Source organism: Paenibacillus sp. fava2, from assembly GCF_058313675.1.
In genome coordinates, this window is record NZ_CM177755.1 from 5,503,065 (window position 1) to 5,519,443 (window position 16,379).

General features: G+C 48.4%; 17 protein-coding genes. 3 read left to right on the top strand and 14 right to left on the bottom strand.

Features of this window, described 5'->3' with window-relative positions; translation table 11 throughout:
* Window positions 1-15: 15 nt before the first annotated feature.
* From AC4G46_RS24240 to AC4G46_RS24265, 6 genes are all read right to left on the bottom strand, one after another.
* Window positions 16-411, bottom strand: a complete 396-nt coding sequence (locus AC4G46_RS24240) for a hypothetical protein (RefSeq protein WP_491124964.1) — start codon at window positions 409-411, stop codon at window positions 16-18.
* A 27-nt stretch (window positions 412-438) separates the two neighbouring features.
* Window positions 439-1,392, bottom strand: a complete 954-nt coding sequence (gene rsmH / locus AC4G46_RS24245) for a 16S rRNA (cytosine(1402)-N(4))-methyltransferase RsmH (RefSeq protein WP_090712281.1) — start codon at window positions 1,390-1,392, stop codon at window positions 439-441.
* Between the two features lie 41 nt (window positions 1,393-1,433).
* The gene (gene mraZ / locus AC4G46_RS24250; RefSeq protein WP_068726372.1) at window positions 1,434-1,871 is read right to left on the bottom strand and encodes a division/cell wall cluster transcriptional repressor MraZ; all 438 of its coding nucleotides are present in this window, start codon (window positions 1,869-1,871) and stop codon (window positions 1,434-1,436) included.
* 424 nt (window positions 1,872-2,295) lie between these two features.
* Window positions 2,296-3,567 carry an adenosylhomocysteinase gene (locus AC4G46_RS24255; RefSeq protein WP_491124965.1) on the bottom strand — a complete coding sequence of 424 codons (1,272 nt, stop codon included), beginning with the start codon at window positions 3,565-3,567 and terminating at the stop codon, window positions 2,296-2,298.
* 37 nt (window positions 3,568-3,604) lie between these two features.
* Window positions 3,605-5,236: a bacillithiol biosynthesis cysteine-adding enzyme BshC gene (gene bshC, locus AC4G46_RS24260; protein ID WP_491124966.1), complete on the bottom strand. Its 1,632-nt coding sequence runs from the start codon at window positions 5,234-5,236 to the stop codon at window positions 3,605-3,607.
* A 167-nt stretch (window positions 5,237-5,403) separates the two neighbouring features.
* Window positions 5,404-6,324, bottom strand: coding sequence for an ABC transporter ATP-binding protein (locus tag AC4G46_RS24265; protein WP_491124967.1), 921 nt, complete (start codon window positions 6,322-6,324; stop codon window positions 5,404-5,406).
* A 26-nt stretch (window positions 6,325-6,350) separates the two neighbouring features.
* Here AC4G46_RS24265 and AC4G46_RS24270 point away from each other — a divergent pair, with 26 nt between their 5' ends.
* Entirely contained in the window at window positions 6,351-6,518 is a 168-nt protein-coding gene (locus tag AC4G46_RS24270; protein WP_491124968.1) for a hypothetical protein, read from the top strand.
* Window positions 6,519-6,819: 301 nt separating this feature from the next.
* Here AC4G46_RS24270 and AC4G46_RS24275 read toward each other — a convergent pair whose 3' ends face one another.
* The 7 genes from AC4G46_RS24275 to AC4G46_RS24305 all read right to left on the bottom strand — a co-directional run bounded on the left by AC4G46_RS24275 (window position 6,820) and on the right by AC4G46_RS24305 (window position 12,961).
* Window positions 6,820-7,764, bottom strand: coding sequence for an ABC transporter permease (locus tag AC4G46_RS24275; protein ID WP_277471108.1), 945 nt, complete (start codon window positions 7,762-7,764; stop codon window positions 6,820-6,822).
* 2 nt (window positions 7,765-7,766) lie between these two features.
* The gene (locus AC4G46_RS24280) at window positions 7,767-8,699 is read right to left on the bottom strand and encodes an ABC transporter permease (protein WP_068726379.1); all 933 of its coding nucleotides are present in this window, start codon (window positions 8,697-8,699) and stop codon (window positions 7,767-7,769) included.
* Window positions 8,700-8,915: 216 nt separating this feature from the next.
* Window positions 8,916-10,628: a peptide ABC transporter substrate-binding protein gene (locus AC4G46_RS24285; RefSeq protein ID WP_491124969.1), complete on the bottom strand. Its 1,713-nt coding sequence runs from the start codon at window positions 10,626-10,628 to the stop codon at window positions 8,916-8,918.
* Between the two features lie 150 nt (window positions 10,629-10,778).
* Window positions 10,779-11,165 (bottom strand): DUF3397 domain-containing protein, encoded by a 387-nt coding sequence (locus tag AC4G46_RS24290; protein WP_491124970.1) that lies wholly within the window; start codon window positions 11,163-11,165, stop codon window positions 10,779-10,781.
* Between the two features lie 6 nt (window positions 11,166-11,171).
* Window positions 11,172-12,146 carry a ketopantoate reductase family protein gene (locus AC4G46_RS24295; protein WP_491124971.1) on the bottom strand — a complete coding sequence of 325 codons (975 nt, stop codon included), beginning with the start codon at window positions 12,144-12,146 and terminating at the stop codon, window positions 11,172-11,174.
* 6 nt (window positions 12,147-12,152) lie between these two features.
* Entirely contained in the window at window positions 12,153-12,281 is a 129-nt protein-coding gene (locus AC4G46_RS24300) for a hypothetical protein (protein ID WP_491124972.1), read from the bottom strand.
* 29 nt (window positions 12,282-12,310) lie between these two features.
* Complete coding sequence (locus tag AC4G46_RS24305; protein WP_491124973.1) at window positions 12,311-12,961, bottom strand: RsfA family transcriptional regulator; 651 nt, start codon at window positions 12,959-12,961, stop codon at window positions 12,311-12,313.
* A gap of 338 nt (window positions 12,962-13,299) precedes the next feature.
* Between AC4G46_RS24305 and AC4G46_RS24310 the strand changes: the two genes are divergently transcribed.
* Entirely contained in the window at window positions 13,300-13,536 is a 237-nt protein-coding gene (locus AC4G46_RS24310) for a DUF2626 domain-containing protein (RefSeq protein ID WP_068726388.1), read from the top strand.
* A 220-nt stretch (window positions 13,537-13,756) separates the two neighbouring features.
* Window positions 13,757-14,887 carry a coiled-coil domain-containing protein gene (locus AC4G46_RS24315; RefSeq protein WP_491124974.1) on the top strand — a complete coding sequence of 377 codons (1,131 nt, stop codon included), beginning with the start codon at window positions 13,757-13,759 and terminating at the stop codon, window positions 14,885-14,887.
* Here AC4G46_RS24315 and AC4G46_RS24320 read toward each other — a convergent pair.
* Entirely contained in the window at window positions 14,879-16,123 is a 1,245-nt protein-coding gene (locus AC4G46_RS24320) for an ABC transporter substrate-binding protein (RefSeq protein ID WP_491124975.1), read from the bottom strand. The genes AC4G46_RS24315 and AC4G46_RS24320 overlap by 9 nt on opposite strands.
* Between the last annotated feature and the right edge of the window lie 256 nt (window positions 16,124-16,379).

The following is a 16,379-nucleotide window of genomic DNA, read 5'->3' on the forward strand; positions in this document are numbered from 1 at the left end:
AGCCTCACCAGGCTGCTAATTGTCGTTTTCGTCAGCTGCCTTACCGTTTGCAGACACATAGATTGCAGAGTCTTCCGGAGGCTGGATATAGCCCAGCTTCTTGGCTTTCTCGGCAACCAGCTGTTCCAGCGTCTGCTTTTCCATCTGATAGGTGGCAATTTGCTTCTGTGTCTCGGCAATGGTGCTATCCAGCTTCTGAGCCTGCAAATTCAAATCATAAATATGGACGTAACGCCAAATCAGGGCGACAGCCACCAGTACAAAAGCTGCCAGCGTCAGCATATAAACCAGCTTTTCCAGCGTCGGCAGCACCATCCGTCTGGTGACGACTTTCGTCTTCTCGCGGTAAAGCGGGTTTACCTCTTGTTTTCTCTTAGGTTGAACTGCTAAATTGCCGCGGGTATAGGCCATCTCTCTGACTCTCCTTCATCGTCGTTTTTATAACTTCTCTGCAACGCGCAGTTTTGCTGAACGGGCACGCGGGTTCTGCTCAAGCTCTTCCTCGGAAGGCACCAGCGGCTTACGGTTAACCAGCTTTAATGTGCCTTCAGCGCCGCATACGCAAAACGGAAAGTCAGGCGGGCAGGTGCATCTGCTTAAATAGCTGCTGAAAATCTGCTTGCAGATCCTGTCCTCCAGCGAATGGAACGTAATAACAGAGACTCTTCCTTCAGGCGCCAGACAGCGTACAGCTGCATGCAGGCCTTCTTCAAAAGCGCCCAGCTCGTCATTCACGGCAATTCTAAGGGCCTGAAAGCTGCGTTTTGCCGGATGTCCGCCTGTTCTGCGCGCCGCTGCCGGAATGCCTTCCTTGATCAGCTCCGCCAGTTCGCCGGTGCCTGTAACCGGCTGTTCCTCGCGTCTTTCCACAATCTTGCGGGCAATCCGCCGTGAGAATTTCTCTTCCCCATACTGGAAAAGCACCCGGGCAATTTCCTGTTCAGGCCATGTGTTGATAATTTCGGCTGCGGTCAGCTCTGCGGACTGGTCCATCCGCATATCAAGCGGGGCATCATGATTATAGCTGAATCCCCGCTCCCCTTCGTCAAACTGGGGCGAAGATACGCCTAGATCATACAGTATGCCGTCTACCTGCGGAACACCGTCCTTTTGCGGAACAAAAGGGAGACTCTTCAAGACCTGTTCAAGGTCACGGAAGTTGGTCTTAACAAGCACCACTTTCTCCCCGTATGCTGCCAGCCGTTCTTTTGCATTCTCCAGAGCCCAGTCGTCCTGATCCAGACAGATCAGCCGGCCGTTGCCGCTAAGCTTGGATGCGATCAAAGAACTGTGTCCGGCTCCTCCAAGTGTACAGTCGACATATATGCCATCCTCTTTGATGTGCAGCCCCTCTGTCGCTTCTTCCTTAAGCACCGTGATGTGGTGAAACAAGCTGCATCCCTCCAGGGCAGTATTCGAATTGTGTATGTGTGTTATAAGTCAAAATTGAAATCCACCAATTTCTCGGCAATTTCGTTGAACGATTCCTCTGATTGTTCGAAGTACTGTTCCCATAGCTCTTTGTTCCAGATTTCCACCCGGTTCGAAACGCCCAGAATAACACAGTCCTTTTCCAGCTTGGCATATTGCCGCAAATTCCCCGGCAGATTAACCCTGCCTTGCTTGTCCCATACACATTCCGTCGCTCCCGAGAAAAAGAAGCGGCTGAAGGCACGGGCATCCGATTTCATCAGTGAAAGGCTTTTGAGCTTTTGCTCCATGATTCCCCATTCTTCCATGGGATAAACAAATATGCAGGAATCGAGGCCGCGGGTCGCGACGAATGAGGCTCCGAGCAATTCACGGAATTTAGCCGGGATAATGATCCGGCCTTTGTCGTCAATGCTATGCTGGAACTCCCCCATAAACATCGTTTTACCCACTCCTTGTTACCGATTCCCCACTTTGCCCCACTTTACACCACCTAAGCATAATAGATTCGCCATTAAAAATCAAAAACCTTTTTCATAGCCGAGGTAATTTTTTCTTATTTGTCAAGTCATCATTCATACAAATCTTTGCAGCATTATTCGGCCCTTTTACATAATTGAATGTTGCATATTGAAATAGTAAAGTGTAAATCTGTTTAAAACAGGGTACATATTATCATGAATTTTATTAATCCTGGACTAAAGAAGGATAATCGCAGGAGAAAAAGCATGGGTACTTATATATAGGGCACAGCATTTTGCAGACAGCCAGTAATGATTTACCGGCATAACACCCATTAGACAGCAAAATACCCGGGCCATTCGCATGGCTTCCGGGCATTCTGCAGATCCATACAACTTTTAATTAATCATTCAGGTTCCAGCTGTCGAGATAGTCAACTTGAGCAGGAGTCAGACTGTCAATCGCTATTCCCAGGCTCTCCAGCTTGTAGCGGGCTACCTGCTCATCCAGCTCGTAAGGAACATTTTCCACTTTGACACCGATGTTTTTGTAATTGTCATTTACATATTTGAGCGACAGTGCCTGCAAGGCAAAAGTCGTATCCATAATTTCTGCCGGATGGCCGTCCGCTGCGCCGAGATTAACCAGTCTGCCTTCAGCCAGCAGATAAAGCTTGCGTCCGTCCTTAAGCTTATATTCTTCGATGTTTTTGCGCACTGTACGCTGGGATACGGACCGCTCGGACAATTCAGGTTTGTTCACTTCTACATCGAAATGCCCGGCGTTGCAGAGAGTCGCTCCATCCTTCATCACATCATAGTGCTCGCCGCGGATGACATAACGGTTACCGGTTACGGTAACGAAGAAATCACCATGTTTGGCCGCTTCCAGCATTGGCATGACGTGGAATCCGTCCATATGCGCTTCAACAGCCTTGATCGCATCTACCTCTGTTACAATTACATTCGCGCCAAGGCCCTTGGCACGCATGGCTACACCTTTACCACACCAGCCGTATCCGACTACAACCACCGTTTTGCCGGCTACAATCAGATTGGTTGTGCGGACAATGCCGTCCCAGGCTGACTGGCCCGTACCGTAACGGTTGTCAAAAAGATATTTGCAGTAGGCATCATTAACCGCAACCATCGGGAACTTCAGGATACCCTGCTTCTGCAGTGCTTTCAACCGGATAATACCGGTAGTTGTTTCTTCGGCACCGCCGCGGATATTCTCCATCAGGTCCGGGCGCTCCGAATGCAGCAGAGTGGCGAAGTCTCCGCCGTCATCAATAATCAGGTCCGGCTTGCTTTCAAGCGCCCTGATGTTCAGGGCCTTGAATTCCTCAGGAGTCGGATTGTATTTGGCGAATACTGTAATCCCGTCTTCGACAAGCGCTGCACAGACATCGTCCTGCGTAGAAAGGGGATTGGAGCCGGTAATTGTCACTTCTGCCCCGCCGGCCTGGACTACCTTTGCAAGATATGCGGTCTTCGCTTCCAGATGCAGTGTAATCGACACCTTCAGTCCCTTGAACGGCTGCTCAGCTTCGAATTGCTCACGGATACGGTTCAGAACCGGCATATGCTGGCGTACCCAGTCGATTTTGAGATGGCCCTCAGGTGCCAGCGACATATCTGCTACGATACTGTTTTGTTTCGACAATGAACTCATTTGAAAACCTCCTAAAAAGTTGGATTAGAACATTTCCCTACATATATATAATACGGTGCGTTCCACTGAAGTCGGCGGGCATCTCCATCAGCTCATCCAGCCAGGACAGACCATAGCGGTTCAGGTAGTACATCACGTTGTACACTCTTTCCTGCAGCTTGCCAGCAGGCATCAGCGAGAGCTCAATCCGTTCCCACTGCCGCAGGGCGGCTTCATTCTGCTTCTCCATCGCATCCTGGGCTTTAGCCTGCAAAAAGGAAATCTGGTCGACAATTTTCTCTTTGTTGTTCTGGCCCAGCTTGAGCAGCCCCGCCTGAATAGTCCCGAGCTGTTCAATCAGCGGCTCATACATCGCTGCAAAGGTCTCCTTGACCTCGTTGAACCGGCGTTCAAGCTCCAGCTCATCCTGGGCAGCCAGCCATTCCTTGCGTCTGCCCTCAAGGCCGGCATACACATCATTGAAGGAAAGCCCGTATTTATTCATATGCTTATGCAGTGTGCCCTCGATGATCGTAAAGGACATGCGCGGCATAATCAGCGGCATCCGGTCTCCTACAACGCCAAAGGCCTCATGCGGTATTGCCCAATACGCAATCTCCCCCTGCCCCAGTACAGTGGCCAGCACCGGCAGAACATAATTCTGCATCAGCGGGCGGGTTAAGACGTTGTTGCTGAACCGTTCGGGATGTTCTTTCAGCACGGACAGCAGCTCGTCCCGAGTAAAAGAAACCGTTCCTTTACGGTCATTGAATCCGTCATCTGTCTTATGCAGCAGGAGCCGCGCACCCTCATGGATATAAAAGAGATTCGCGTTGCCCGGCGTTACATCAGCCTGCAGCTCGTAACCTGCAGCTGTAATGTTCTCAGCGGCCTGCTTATAAGCTGATTCCAGCTCATCGTTCCGTTCAATCAATGTAGCGAAGAACGGGCGTTCCAGAGCACGCAGAGCAGGATCTGCGGAATCCAGCAGAACCAGTCCGAATTTGCCGAACAGTGAACCTATCAGCTTGGCAAAAGCATCGCTCATACAGCAGGCTGTATCTGCTGATTTGCGGATAAACTCCATAATCTGCGGTTTAAATTCACTTTCCTGCAGCATACCGTCCAGCAGCTCAGTCACTTGTTGCCAGCTATCCTGTCCAACTTGAATCGCACTGACTGAAGCCCGCGGTCCTTCGGGCTTGTTTACTTTTAGTTTGGCAAGCTCTCCGGTCCTGTTTAATACAAAAGTGTGATTAACCTCATCCCAGTCATGATCCTCACCGGCAATCCAGAATAACGGAATCACAGGCCGGCCAAGCTGTGCCGCAGCTTCTTTCGCCGCGAGAATTGCCGTTGCCGCCTTATATATAACAAAGAGCGGTCCGGTAAACAGGCCGCTTTGCTGTCCTCCTGTAATGGCCAGTGTTCCGGGCTGTTCCAGCAGAGCTAATGCCGCCATCACTTCCGGATAATTATTATGCTGCTGATTATAGCTCCGCAGAACTGAAGCAACCTCCATGCGGTCGGCACGCTGAAGCTCCGTACTGTCCAGCCATTCTGCCCGCATCCTCCGGCTCTGCTCGCTTCGGAAATCCCCTCCGTACAGCTTATCCACCGCTTCATAATGCCCTATATAGTCGCGTGCGAGCTTTGACCCGCCCGGTAACGGTTCCGGTACTACATTCATGTGCAATTGCCCTCCTGTTCTACTCTGCCTGCTATATGTAAACATACATCTAGTCCATAAACTCTATATGATTGTATCCAAAGTAACGGCGCGCGTCAAAGAAATCCGTCTGACGCATAACAGGCGGGAGCTCAACGCTCCCGCCTGCATCAGTACAGCTGTATGATTTAAGCAAATCCTTTGGCAACAAAATGACCTTTGGAAACTTCAACAAGCTCAAAGTCACTGTCATTTGATTTGTCGCTGGCCGAATAAATCGGGCTGCCCAGCTCATCATGTAAGTGAATCCGTTTTTTGTTTGCTTCCGCTTCTGGATCCGGCTCAGGAATGGCTGAAAGCAACGATTTGGTGTACGGATGGAGAGGGTTGGCATATAGCTCTTCACTCTCTGCCAGTTCCACCATTCTGCCCAGGTACATAACCGCTACACGGTCACTGATATGCTTAACCATGGACAGGTCATGCGCGATAAACAGATATGTCAGGCCCAGACGGTCCTGCAGTTCCTTGAGCAGGTTGACAACCTGTGCCTGAATCGACACGTCAAGTGCAGAGATCGGCTCGTCACAGACGATGAATTTAGGGTTTACCGCAAGTGCACGGGCAATCCCGATACGCTGGCGTTGTCCGCCGGAGAATTCATGCGGATAACGGGTAGCATGGTCATGATTGAGACCAACCATATCCAGCAGCTCTTCAATCCGTTTTTTACGCTCGGCGCGGCTTCCGCCCATGCCGTGAATATCCAGTGCTTCACCGATAATATCAGAAATCGTAAAGCGCGGGTTGAGCGATGCGTATGGATCCTGAAAGATCATCTGCATATCGCGCCGCATAGCTTTCATCTTACCAGGCGACAGCTTGTAAATATCCGTGCCATTGTATTTCACGCTTCCGGCAGTCGGTTCATACAGACGGAGAACCGTACGGCCAGCAGTAGTTTTACCGCAACCGGATTCGCCTACCATCCCAAGGGTTTCGCCTTCACGGATGGAGAAATTAATATTATCAACAGCCTTAAGAACTTTACCCTTGCCCACATTAAAATATTTCTTAAGACCTTCAACTTCAATAAGGTTCTTACTCAAACGTACTGCACCTCCTTGGCCATCGAATGAATATTTCAGCGGTGCTCCATATGCGTTCCGCTGATTTCTGTGACGCCGGGACCAAACCGTCTGCCCATATGCATTGCTGCAACGCGAAGAGTACGGACAGCCGCCGGCGGCATAATCAGATCGGGGAACCGATGAATGAAATCAGCAGCTCGCCCTGCATTTAGTTCTTTTGCGGCAGTTCATTCATGATATTCATGATTGGCTCATACCACTGAAGAATTCGTGGGGATATTGGTTAAAGCGAGCCTCAGCATAATGATGCCGGCTATTTCAAGAATCTCAATACCTTTTTCGCTTCGGCCGCTGACTTTTCTGATGTTAGATCAAAACTTCGTTTATCTGTTTGCCCAAATTGATCGTCAGGTTCAAGAAGTCACCGGGTCTTGAAATATCATGCCAATATCTTCACCGCGAATACTTTTGATTTCTTTCAAAATCTATTCCACGGGCCGTATCCTGATCCAACTATTTTTTCAGCTTAGGGTCGAGCGCATCGCGCAGTCCATCACCAAAAATGTTAAAGGAAAGCATGGTCAAGCTTATTACCAGCGCCGGGAAAATCATCCGCCACGGATAGTACAACCATCCAGTCAACGAGTCATTAATCATAGAACCCAAAGAGGCAACCGGTGCCTGTACACCCAATCCAAGGAAGCTCAGGAACGCTTCAGAGAAAATTGCACTTGGAACGGAAAGGGTAACGGTAACGATGATCGGCCCCATTGCGTTAGGAAGCAGATGTTTGAACAGCAGGCGTTTCCAGTCAGCCCCCATGGAACGGGAAGCCAGAATGAATTCCCGGCTCTTCAGCTGCATAATTTCGCCACGCACAATCCATGACATGTTAATCCAGCCTGTAATGGTAAGCGCCAGGATGATAGTCCACAAGCTTGGCTCAAATACTACGAGCAGCATAATTACTACAAGCAAGTAAGGGATCGAGTACAGGATTTCGGAGAACTTATTCATAATGGTGTCGACACGTCCGCCGAAGAAGCCCATAATACCACCGTAAATAACACCGAAGATCAAGTCAATACATGCAGCAGCAAGACCAACGATGAGGGAGATACGGGCCCCCATCCAGGTACGGACAAATACGTCACGGCCGAAATCATCTGTACCGAATAAGTGCTCCAGGGACGGCGGCTTGTTCGTACTCATCAGATCATTCGAGTCGTACGTATAAGGAACCAGGTGTGGTGCTACAATGGCCATAATAATAATCACGAGCATAATAATCAACGCTGTCATTGCCATTTTATTCTGACGCAGACGCTCCCACGCATCCTGCCAGGCGGAAAGGCTTTCACGCTGAATTACTTCTGCTTCTTTATCATTAATGTCAATTTTACGAAAGTCCTCAGGCTTCAGTTCAACCTGTTTAACCATATTGTCATTAACAGCCAACGTTAGTCCCCCTTTCTGCCAGCAAGTTTGATTCGCGGATCAATGGCAACATAAGCAACGTCCGTAAGGAAACGTGCAACCATCAAAATAACGCCGTAGAAAATGGTGATGCCCATAATAATCGGATAATCACGGGTATTAATAGCTTGAACGAACTGTTTACCGATACCGCCGATACCGAAGATCTGTTCAATAACGACCGATCCGGTAATAATGTTCGCAGTCATTGGTCCCACATAAGTGATTACCGGCAAAATACCATTACGCAATACATGGCGGGATACAATCGAAAACCAGCTGAGGCCCTTTGCCTTTGCTGTCTTGATATAATCGGAATGCAATACCTCCAGCATACTGGAACGGGTAAGACGGGCTATAACGGCTATCGGGGATGCGGTGAGCGCCATTACCGGCAGGAAATAGTTCATCGGTCCTTTGAAGCCCATTACAGGGAATATTTTCCAGTGATAAGCCAGCAAGTATTGAAGCAAAGAAGCCACAACAAAGCTCGGTACCGCAATACCGAGAACAGCTAATACCATAGCGACATTATCAATCAGCTTCCGGTGATACAGCGCCGCAAGCATCCCCAATGCTACACCTACGATTATTGCTACAATAATAGCAACAACCCCAAGCTTAAGTGATGAGGAAAAGGTCTGTCCGATAATGTGTGTTACATCCTGATTCAGCATTTTCATTGAAATGCCCAGGTCACCCTTCAGAATGTTTTTCAGATAAAGCACGTACTGCTCCAAGACGGGCTTGTCCAAATTATACTGCGCATACAAGCGCTGCAGAATTTGTTCAGGAATTTTTTTCTCGGATGTAAACGGATCGCCCGGAATTGCTTTCATTAGGAAAAAGGTTGCAGAAATCAATACAAACAGCGAAACAACCATGTGGAGAAATCTGTTGAAAATATAACGAAACATGCCCGTCATCACCTCCTTCGACATTTTTTTACTTACCTATTGTAAGGAAAAAACATCGATTTGTCTATTTGACCAAATATCCATTTTTTCCAAATAATCACATTTAGCACCTTATACAAAAAAAAGGGATATATATGGAATTCCACATATATATCCCGAAGTAATATAAGAACTTCAGACTATTATATTACTGTATTAGGTTAATTTTAATTTATCCTAGTGCTCAAGAAGATAAGCACGGGACAGATCGATTGCACCGCTGAAGTCGAGAGTAACACCTTTGAGATACTCTTTAGTCAGGGAGTTGTTTGTGTAGTAGTAGATTGGAATGACAACCATGTCATCCATCAGGATTTTTTCAGCAGCTGCGAACTTCTCTTGACGAACTGTATTGTCTGCAGAAGTCTTAGCTTCTTGGATCAGTTTATCGTAGTCAGCATTGGAATAACCGCTATCGTTATTACCGCCGCCAGTTACCCACATATCCAGGTAAGTCATTGGATCATTGTAATCCGCGGACCAGCCGGCACGTGCTACTTGGTAGTTCAGGTTGTGTCTGTCTTCGATGAAGACACCCCACTCTTTGTTTTCCAGCTTAACTTCAACGCCGAGTGCTTTTTTCCATTGGTCAGCGATGGCTACAGCAATTTTCTGATGGCCTTCACTTGTGTTGTAGGTAATTGTGAATTCAAGTTTATCCAGACCTTCTTCTTTCAGACCTTCATCAAGCAGTTTCTTAGCTTCTGTAAGATCTTCAGTGAAGTATTGGGAATCAGCAACTTGAGCACGGAATTCTTGCTCATTACTTTGGATACCTGGAGGTACGAAGCCGAATGCCGGCAGTTGTCCACCCAGAGTGATGTTATCGATGATTGGCTGACGTTCAATCGCCATTGCCAATGCTTTACGGATTTTAGCATTAGTGAAAGGTTTTTCGGTTACGTTGAACTGGTAGTAGTAAACGCTCGCGATACCTTTTCTTGCAAATTCGTTAGGAAGCTCTTTTTCAACGATTGGCAGCTGTTCAGTTGGAATTTCACCAATTGGACCGCCTGCACGGTCAAGCTCACCGTTCTTGTAGCTCAGCAGCTCAGTTGCGCCGCTGTTTACGATGGAGAAGTTGATTTGTTGTGCTTTGATATCATCAGCAGCGTAGTAAGATGGATTCTTAGTTACTGCCAAGGATTGACCAGTAGTCCATTCAGTCAATGTGAAAGGACCGTTAGTGATTTGTGTATCCACTGTAGTTGCCCATTTTGCATTGTCCTTAACAGAGCTGTGTACTGGGTAGTACGTATAGAAAGACAGCAGACCCAAGAAATAAGGTGTTGGGTTAGCCAGTGTTACTTCAAGCGTTTTTTCATCAATTACTTTGATACCAACCTGGCTGAAATCAGTGATCTTGCCAGTGTTGAAATCTTCAGCACCTTTGATGTAATACAGCTGGTAAGCATAAGGGGCTGCTTGTTCAGCATTTGGATCAAGGACGCGTTGCCAAGCGAAAGCGAAGTCGTTAGCAGTTACAGCGTCACCGTTGCTCCATTTGGAATCACGAAGATGGAAAGTGTACACGAGGCCGTCAGCGGAAATATCCCAGGATTCTGCAACGCCTTCTTCAGCTTGTCCTGTTTCTGCATTTTGACGGGTAAGTCCTTCATACATCAACTTCAGAATAGCATTAGATGTGCTATCTTGAGCTTGTTGCGGATCAAAAGTAGGAGGCTCAGAGCTCAAGTTAATTTTAAGCGTCTGGTCAGCAGCCAATTTCTCTTCACCTGTGTTCGTGCCTGCATTGTCACTCGCCGGCGCATTAGTCGCCGCTGTGTTGTTGCCGCTGCTTGCATTGTTGTTACCGCCGCAGCCGGCAAGCACTGTGCCGATTACGAGAACCAATGCAATCATGAGCAAAAGACTTTTACTCTTTTTCATCTAGCAGTTCCCCCTAAATAGAATGTGGTATATGGTTTATGATTATACAACCAGTGGTCAAAAAAATCTAGAGCAATATTTTCTGAAAACACATTTTTTTTAAAACTTAAAAATTTTGTGACAGTGACGCTTCACCGGAGCAGTGGAACATTACATCGCTTGTGATATGTATTGAATAAGGACTATGAACAAAAAAAGCACATAAAGGGCACCCAAAAAAAAGAACGCCAAACGCCAAACCGCCCGGAATAACCGCCTTCCATCAACCTTGCCCTTGATCCGGTTCTGGGCTCCGCCAATCAGTCCGGCGGATATTAATACAATAAGCAGTATAAAATAAAACCCGAATTTAGCATTGAAGAGTATATTAAATAAGGCCGAAACCGAAAGCAATAAAAATAAAGTCGTCACATCCATTGCCAGCATCAAAGTCTTTTTTTTATCCTTCCTGAGCCCGGTTCCGATAAAATAGACAATTAAAAAAGGAACAACCGGAATAACACCCAGTGTGACAAATGAATTTTGCAGCAGCTCCAAACAGCGTCACCTCTCTCTCGCACTCATGCCTTCAACAAGCCGGCAAATCCAGCGGTGCAGTGGAACCTCAATTCCCCGGCGCTCTGCCATCTCCACAATACTGCCGTTAATCCAGCGGATTTCCGTCTCCCTTGAGGCAATGACATCGGCCAGCATGGAGGAGATATTGTCCGATGTTGCCCGGCATACCTCAAGGATATGCTCCCAGGCATCCTCCTCATAGGTAACGCCGCAGACATCATAAACGGCAACCGCTTCAGCATATAGATCCTTCATCAGCTGAACCCGCTGACTGGAGGCCAGCAGCTCGCCGTTCTGTATGCGCCATATCGCGGTCAGCGGATTGATCACAGCATTGATCAAGAGCTTCCGGTAAATCAGGGTATTCACATTGTTCGACATAGAGGCAGAAAATCCTGCTGTCAGGAGGGCATCCGTGAAACTTCTTGCTGCTGCGTATGACAGCCCGTCCGTTTCAGCACTAGTATGACCAACGTCTTCCTGCCCTATGTATATTTCTCCTCTTCCGGTATGAATTACTTCTGTAGATGTTTCTCTCTTGGCTCCATCAGTAGTCACCGCAGCCCATACGGAGGCATCCGGCAGCAGCTGCCGGAGCTTCTGCAGATGGCCGTACCCGTTTTGAAAGCAGACAACATTCATGCTTCTGCTATACAAAGGGGCCAGTATTTCCGGCAGCTCCTGATGAAGAGCCTGCTGTTTGATTGTTAGTACCACCCAGTCCCCGGGCTCATGCAGATAAGTACCGGCAAAGGTATTTGCGGCGGAAGCAAAAAACGCCGTTCCCGGAATTACGATGGGCGCAGCCCCGTCCAGGCAGCTGACCGTTAATCCGTCTTTAATGAGAGCATCGGCCTGTTCCTTACTCCTGCACCATATTCTGACGTCTTGACCGGCATGTATAAGTCTGCCAGCCAGCAGCAGTCCTATTGATCCCGCTCCGATAATATCTATTTTCATGAGCGCTTACGCATCCTTCCAATAATTTCCCTCATTATAGCCTGCTGCTGCCCGGAAATGCAAAACACCAGCGTAAACAAATAAATTCTTTTGAGTAAAACAATAAAAAGCCGCAAAACGTTTGCCATCCGGCACTCGTCAGCAGCTTTTCACGGGAAAGATGACTATTCCATCCGTTCCAGGTTTCCGTTTGCATCCATTTTAAATCTTGTTTTCATTTCTTCTTCTTCTTCATTCAAAAAGGCCAGTCTGCGTGCCCGGTCCATGATCTGGATCAGAGCCTTATAATCATCATTTACGACACGGTAATCGCTTTGAGCGAGGTTCACCTCTTTGGACAGCCGCTCGTTCTCCGCCCGGAGCTCCGTCAGTTCATCTTCCTTATCCCGGAGATCGCGTTCCAGCATTTTCAGCTGACGACCCGCCTCCTGAAATGTCCCTTTCCACTGCCTTAGAAACCGGATGACCGCATCAATAGATAAGGAGCTTTCATTCAGGTTGTCACTTCGGCCGTACTCCTCGTCGATGTCACCAAGAATCAGGCCGGCTACCTGAGCTCCCCTGTTTACCGGCTGTTTTTTCAGATAACTCCGCTTCTGGCGCTGGCCTTTGGCGATGCCGATGGCATCCTCATAGCTTTTACGGACACAACTGTTCCAGCGGAATCCGCATGCTGCCGAGGTTCTACCGATTTTTTCCCCCACCTCTTCAAAAGCGGCAAGCTGGGTACTGCCTTCCCGGATATGACGCAGTGTTATTTCGGCCAATATCAAATCATCTTCCGCACTCCAAGCATCCTGTCTAACGGCTGTCATAAAGCCTAACCCTCCTAACAACATCTTGAAATAACCATCTTCATAACCGGCAGCTCCGCCGGATAGTGAATAGGGATAAAAGCTGCTTACTCCATTTCTATGCCTCTGCTAGAGTTCATAGAATCTATTTGATACTAAATTGTATTTCCATTTTGTCTCCACATCATACGCGAAGCGTTACATTTTCCCGCTAAAGAATATGTCAACATCAAAAATCATATTTATTATATAATTGCATAATTTTTTCAATGAATTCGTTTACAGTTTTTTGACGAACAGGTATAATAGATCCAAAGAAGTGCTTTTCGGGAATCATTTCTAAGAAGGGGGATACTCTCTTGGACCGTATGTTCCGCGTATTGGGATTCTTCACACTCGTCATCGGGCTTATGGCCTTCGCTGGCGGTTTGACTGAAATGGCTTTACTCTTCTTTTTGCAGACCGCTTTTTTTGTGGTGCTGGGCTATATGAAATTTACCGAAAAAACGTATATCCTGCTCTTCTGGGGCTATATGATCGTAACGTTCACGGGATTCAGCTACTGGACAGTCTTTCAGATGGGGCTGCCGCTGTAACATTAATAATCAGATCAAAACGGAGGTGCTCCTTGATTCAAGGAACAGCCTCCTTTTTTTGAATGACCTGCAAAGTAACGGATTCGGCTTCTATCGTCAAGGCTCCACTTTGTGGGGTTATTTTGTGTGTGCTCTTATAAGGAAACAGGGTATGATATTTTAACAGGACAAAACATAGTATTAGTACATACCAGTCTATTCTGCAAAAGGTGGTGGTGTAGTGCTCATCCGCAACAAATCAATCCGAAGGTTTGTCATTCTCATCATTCTTCTACTGCTTACTATACTTCCGCCAGCGTCAACAGCCTATTTATCTGCAGGCGGCCCTGCGGCCGTCTCCCCGCCGCCTTCCTTCCCGGATAATGAAGAGACGCGCAGACTGCTGGAGCAGACGCTGTCTTCTGCTGAAATTGAAAAAGAAATTGCCCGCATTACTGCCCAGCAAGCTGATCTTGAGCGAAAAGCAGAAGAGCTGAAGACTCAGGCTGCTGTCAAACAAACGGCTATCGCTGACCGGCAGGAGCGTGCAGGTGCCATTATCCGTTCATATTATACGGGTGAAAGGGACGGGCTGCTCGCTGCCGTTCTTTCTGCCAGAAGCATCAGCCGGGTGCTCGCCCTATATGATTATTATGAAATTATTATCAGGCGGGACCATGATATTCTAAGGGAGTATGAAGAGGATTATAAAGCTCTGAAGGCGACGCTGATGGCTGCTGAACGCAGTTCAAGAGAGCTTGCGGAGCTAAAAAGTGCACTACAGGAGCAAAAAAAGCGGGTAGCGGCGTTGAACGAGGAGATTGAGGGCGGCATTCGGGCCAGCAGTGATCCTGAAAGCATGAGTGCCCTTTTGAATGAGTTCACGAAATATTGGGAGAACATCGGACTGCATGAGGTAAAGATCTACTTCAAGGCGCTGTCCTCAGCCATGAACCGGCTGCCCCAGTTTATCCAGGGCCGCGAGGGTGTTCTGACCCGCAAAGGTATGACTTATAACCTTATGCTGAAGGAAGCGGATTTAAATGAATTTCTGGTGTCACAGAATAAGCTGTTTAAAGATTTCGGCTTCCGGTTTAACGACGGCAGTGTTATTGCCACAGGCTCAAGCGGCGGTTTGACATTGACCTTAACCGGGCACTACTCGATCCAGGAAGAACCTGTAAATGGTCTGATGTTCCATATTGATAACGTCGTATTCAACGGACTGGAGCTCCCGGAATCGACGCGCCAGGATCTGGAGGATGAATTCGACCTTGGCTTCTATCCGGGTAAAATCGTCTCATTCCTGCATGCGACTGAGGTAGAGAGTAAAGATGGCGTGCTCTATGTGAAGCTGGGCATTTCATTCTGACTCCAGGCCGATAGAGGACTTGTACCCTGCTGCATCAAGCTTGCCGGTCAGCAGCAGGGTAACGGCCGCGGAAACGGCATCCCAGCTGCCACCCGCCGCCTGCTCAGTGATCTCCTCTTCCGTTAACAGCAGATTTCCGTCAAACGGAAGACCCGCAATCTCCGGCAGACCTGAACGGTACAGCTCCTCCAGCGCCGGCAGTCGCCGTGTATTCTCCAGCCATTCCATCTGTGCTGTAGGAGAAGTGATGTAGGCCAGCCAGTTGACTGCAGTTTCCGGGTGGGCTGAGCCCGCAGGAAGCGCAAAAAATCTGCTATGCATCGCTTCATAACCTGCATTTCCTTCTGTACCTCCCGGAGCTTTGGCGGACAGTGAAGCATTCCCGTGCAGTCTCCATTCGGATAGCGGAAGCGCAGCGAGTGCAAGTCTGCCGCTCTGGAGCATGTCCCACATCTCCGGATTAAAGCGGCTGCTCAGATAAAAATAGCTGCGGGCAACCTGTACCCACTCCAGAACAGAAGAATAATCCCCGGTCATGCTATGTCCCATACTTTCCAGCAATGCAGAGAAGCCATATGGATTACGGCTGTCCATGGCAAGCAGGTACTGCTCTTTGCCGGGCTCTTTCTGCTGCTGTTCACGAAGCTGGTTCAGCAGCAGGCTCCATTCCTCCAGACTTGCCGGTGCTTCAGCAAAGCCCAGTTCAGCTAAGTGCTGCGGGGAATAGACCAGTACATAAGGATCTACGTCGAGCGGAATCCCCCAATCATAGCCGTTCCATTGCATCTGCGGAATCAGCACCGTCAGCGGTGCACTGCCCGGCACACTCTGGTAGACATCCACCGGCAGCAGATATCCCCGTGTCGCCAGGTCGCGGATATTCCGGCCATCGGTCATAATAATATCCGGGCTCTCCCCGGTCGTCAGCTCCTGTTTGAGCTTCTCGGCATTTTCTTCATTGTCTGCATTGCTGATCAGCACCTGGATTCCGGTCGACAATGTATAGTTACTGCTGATCCGCTGCAGCTCCTTCAGTTCCGCACCGCTCATGGACACACGGATATTCAGGCTGGTTACACTGTCCTTAGCTCTTGAATCCGGCTGTTCAGACTGGCTCTGCGGCTGTCTTGGCGGATCCGTCCCTTCCGTGGTATCCAGCTCCATGCTCGGCGACAAGCTTGTCAGCGCCAGCAGCAGTACCGCGAACAGCAGCCAATAGTTTTTGCGTTTCAGCATGGTTCTGTCCCTCCCGTCTATTGATTCCTTCCCTATTTTACCAGATGTCGGCGCCTATGTCTTTGGGGCTTTGAAAACGTTCTCTTTCTATTATATATGTAGCGGCGCGGGGATTAAAATCTGTATTGAGAGCTAGGCCGCTCCGCGTGCGGATTGTTCTTCCGATCGCTGTTGTCCCCGGATTGTATTCGAATAGAATTTATGGTAGCAATCCGGGGACAAAGGCGAACGCTATCGCTTCTCCAGAACAATTCCG

Coding starts and splice junctions, on each gene's coding strand:
- AC4G46_RS24240 (WP_491124964.1), bottom strand. CDS start 411: ATGGCCTATACCCGCGGCAATTTAGCAGTTCAACCTAAGAGAAAACAA.
- AC4G46_RS24255 (WP_491124965.1), bottom strand. CDS start 3,567: ATGAGTTCATTGTCGAAACAAAACAGTATCGTAGCAGATATGTCGCTG.
- bshC (WP_491124966.1), bottom strand. CDS start 5,236: ATGAATGTAGTACCGGAACCGTTACCGGGCGGGTCAAAGCTCGCACGC.
- AC4G46_RS24285 (WP_491124969.1), bottom strand. CDS start 10,628: ATGAAAAAGAGTAAAAGTCTTTTGCTCATGATTGCATTGGTTCTCGTA.
- mraZ (WP_068726372.1), bottom strand. CDS start 1,871: ATGTTTATGGGGGAGTTCCAGCATAGCATTGACGACAAAGGCCGGATC.
- AC4G46_RS24295 (WP_491124971.1), bottom strand. CDS start 12,146: ATGAAAATAGATATTATCGGAGCGGGATCAATAGGACTGCTGCTGGCT.
- AC4G46_RS24270 (WP_491124968.1), top strand. CDS start 6,351: ATGAATATTTCAGCGGTGCTCCATATGCGTTCCGCTGATTTCTGTGAC.
- AC4G46_RS24280 (WP_068726379.1), bottom strand. CDS start 8,699: ATGTTTCGTTATATTTTCAACAGATTTCTCCACATGGTTGTTTCGCTG.
- AC4G46_RS24320 (WP_491124975.1), bottom strand. CDS start 16,123: ATGCTGAAACGCAAAAACTATTGGCTGCTGTTCGCGGTACTGCTGCTG.
- AC4G46_RS24305 (WP_491124973.1), bottom strand. CDS start 12,961: ATGACAGCCGTTAGACAGGATGCTTGGAGTGCGGAAGATGATTTGATA.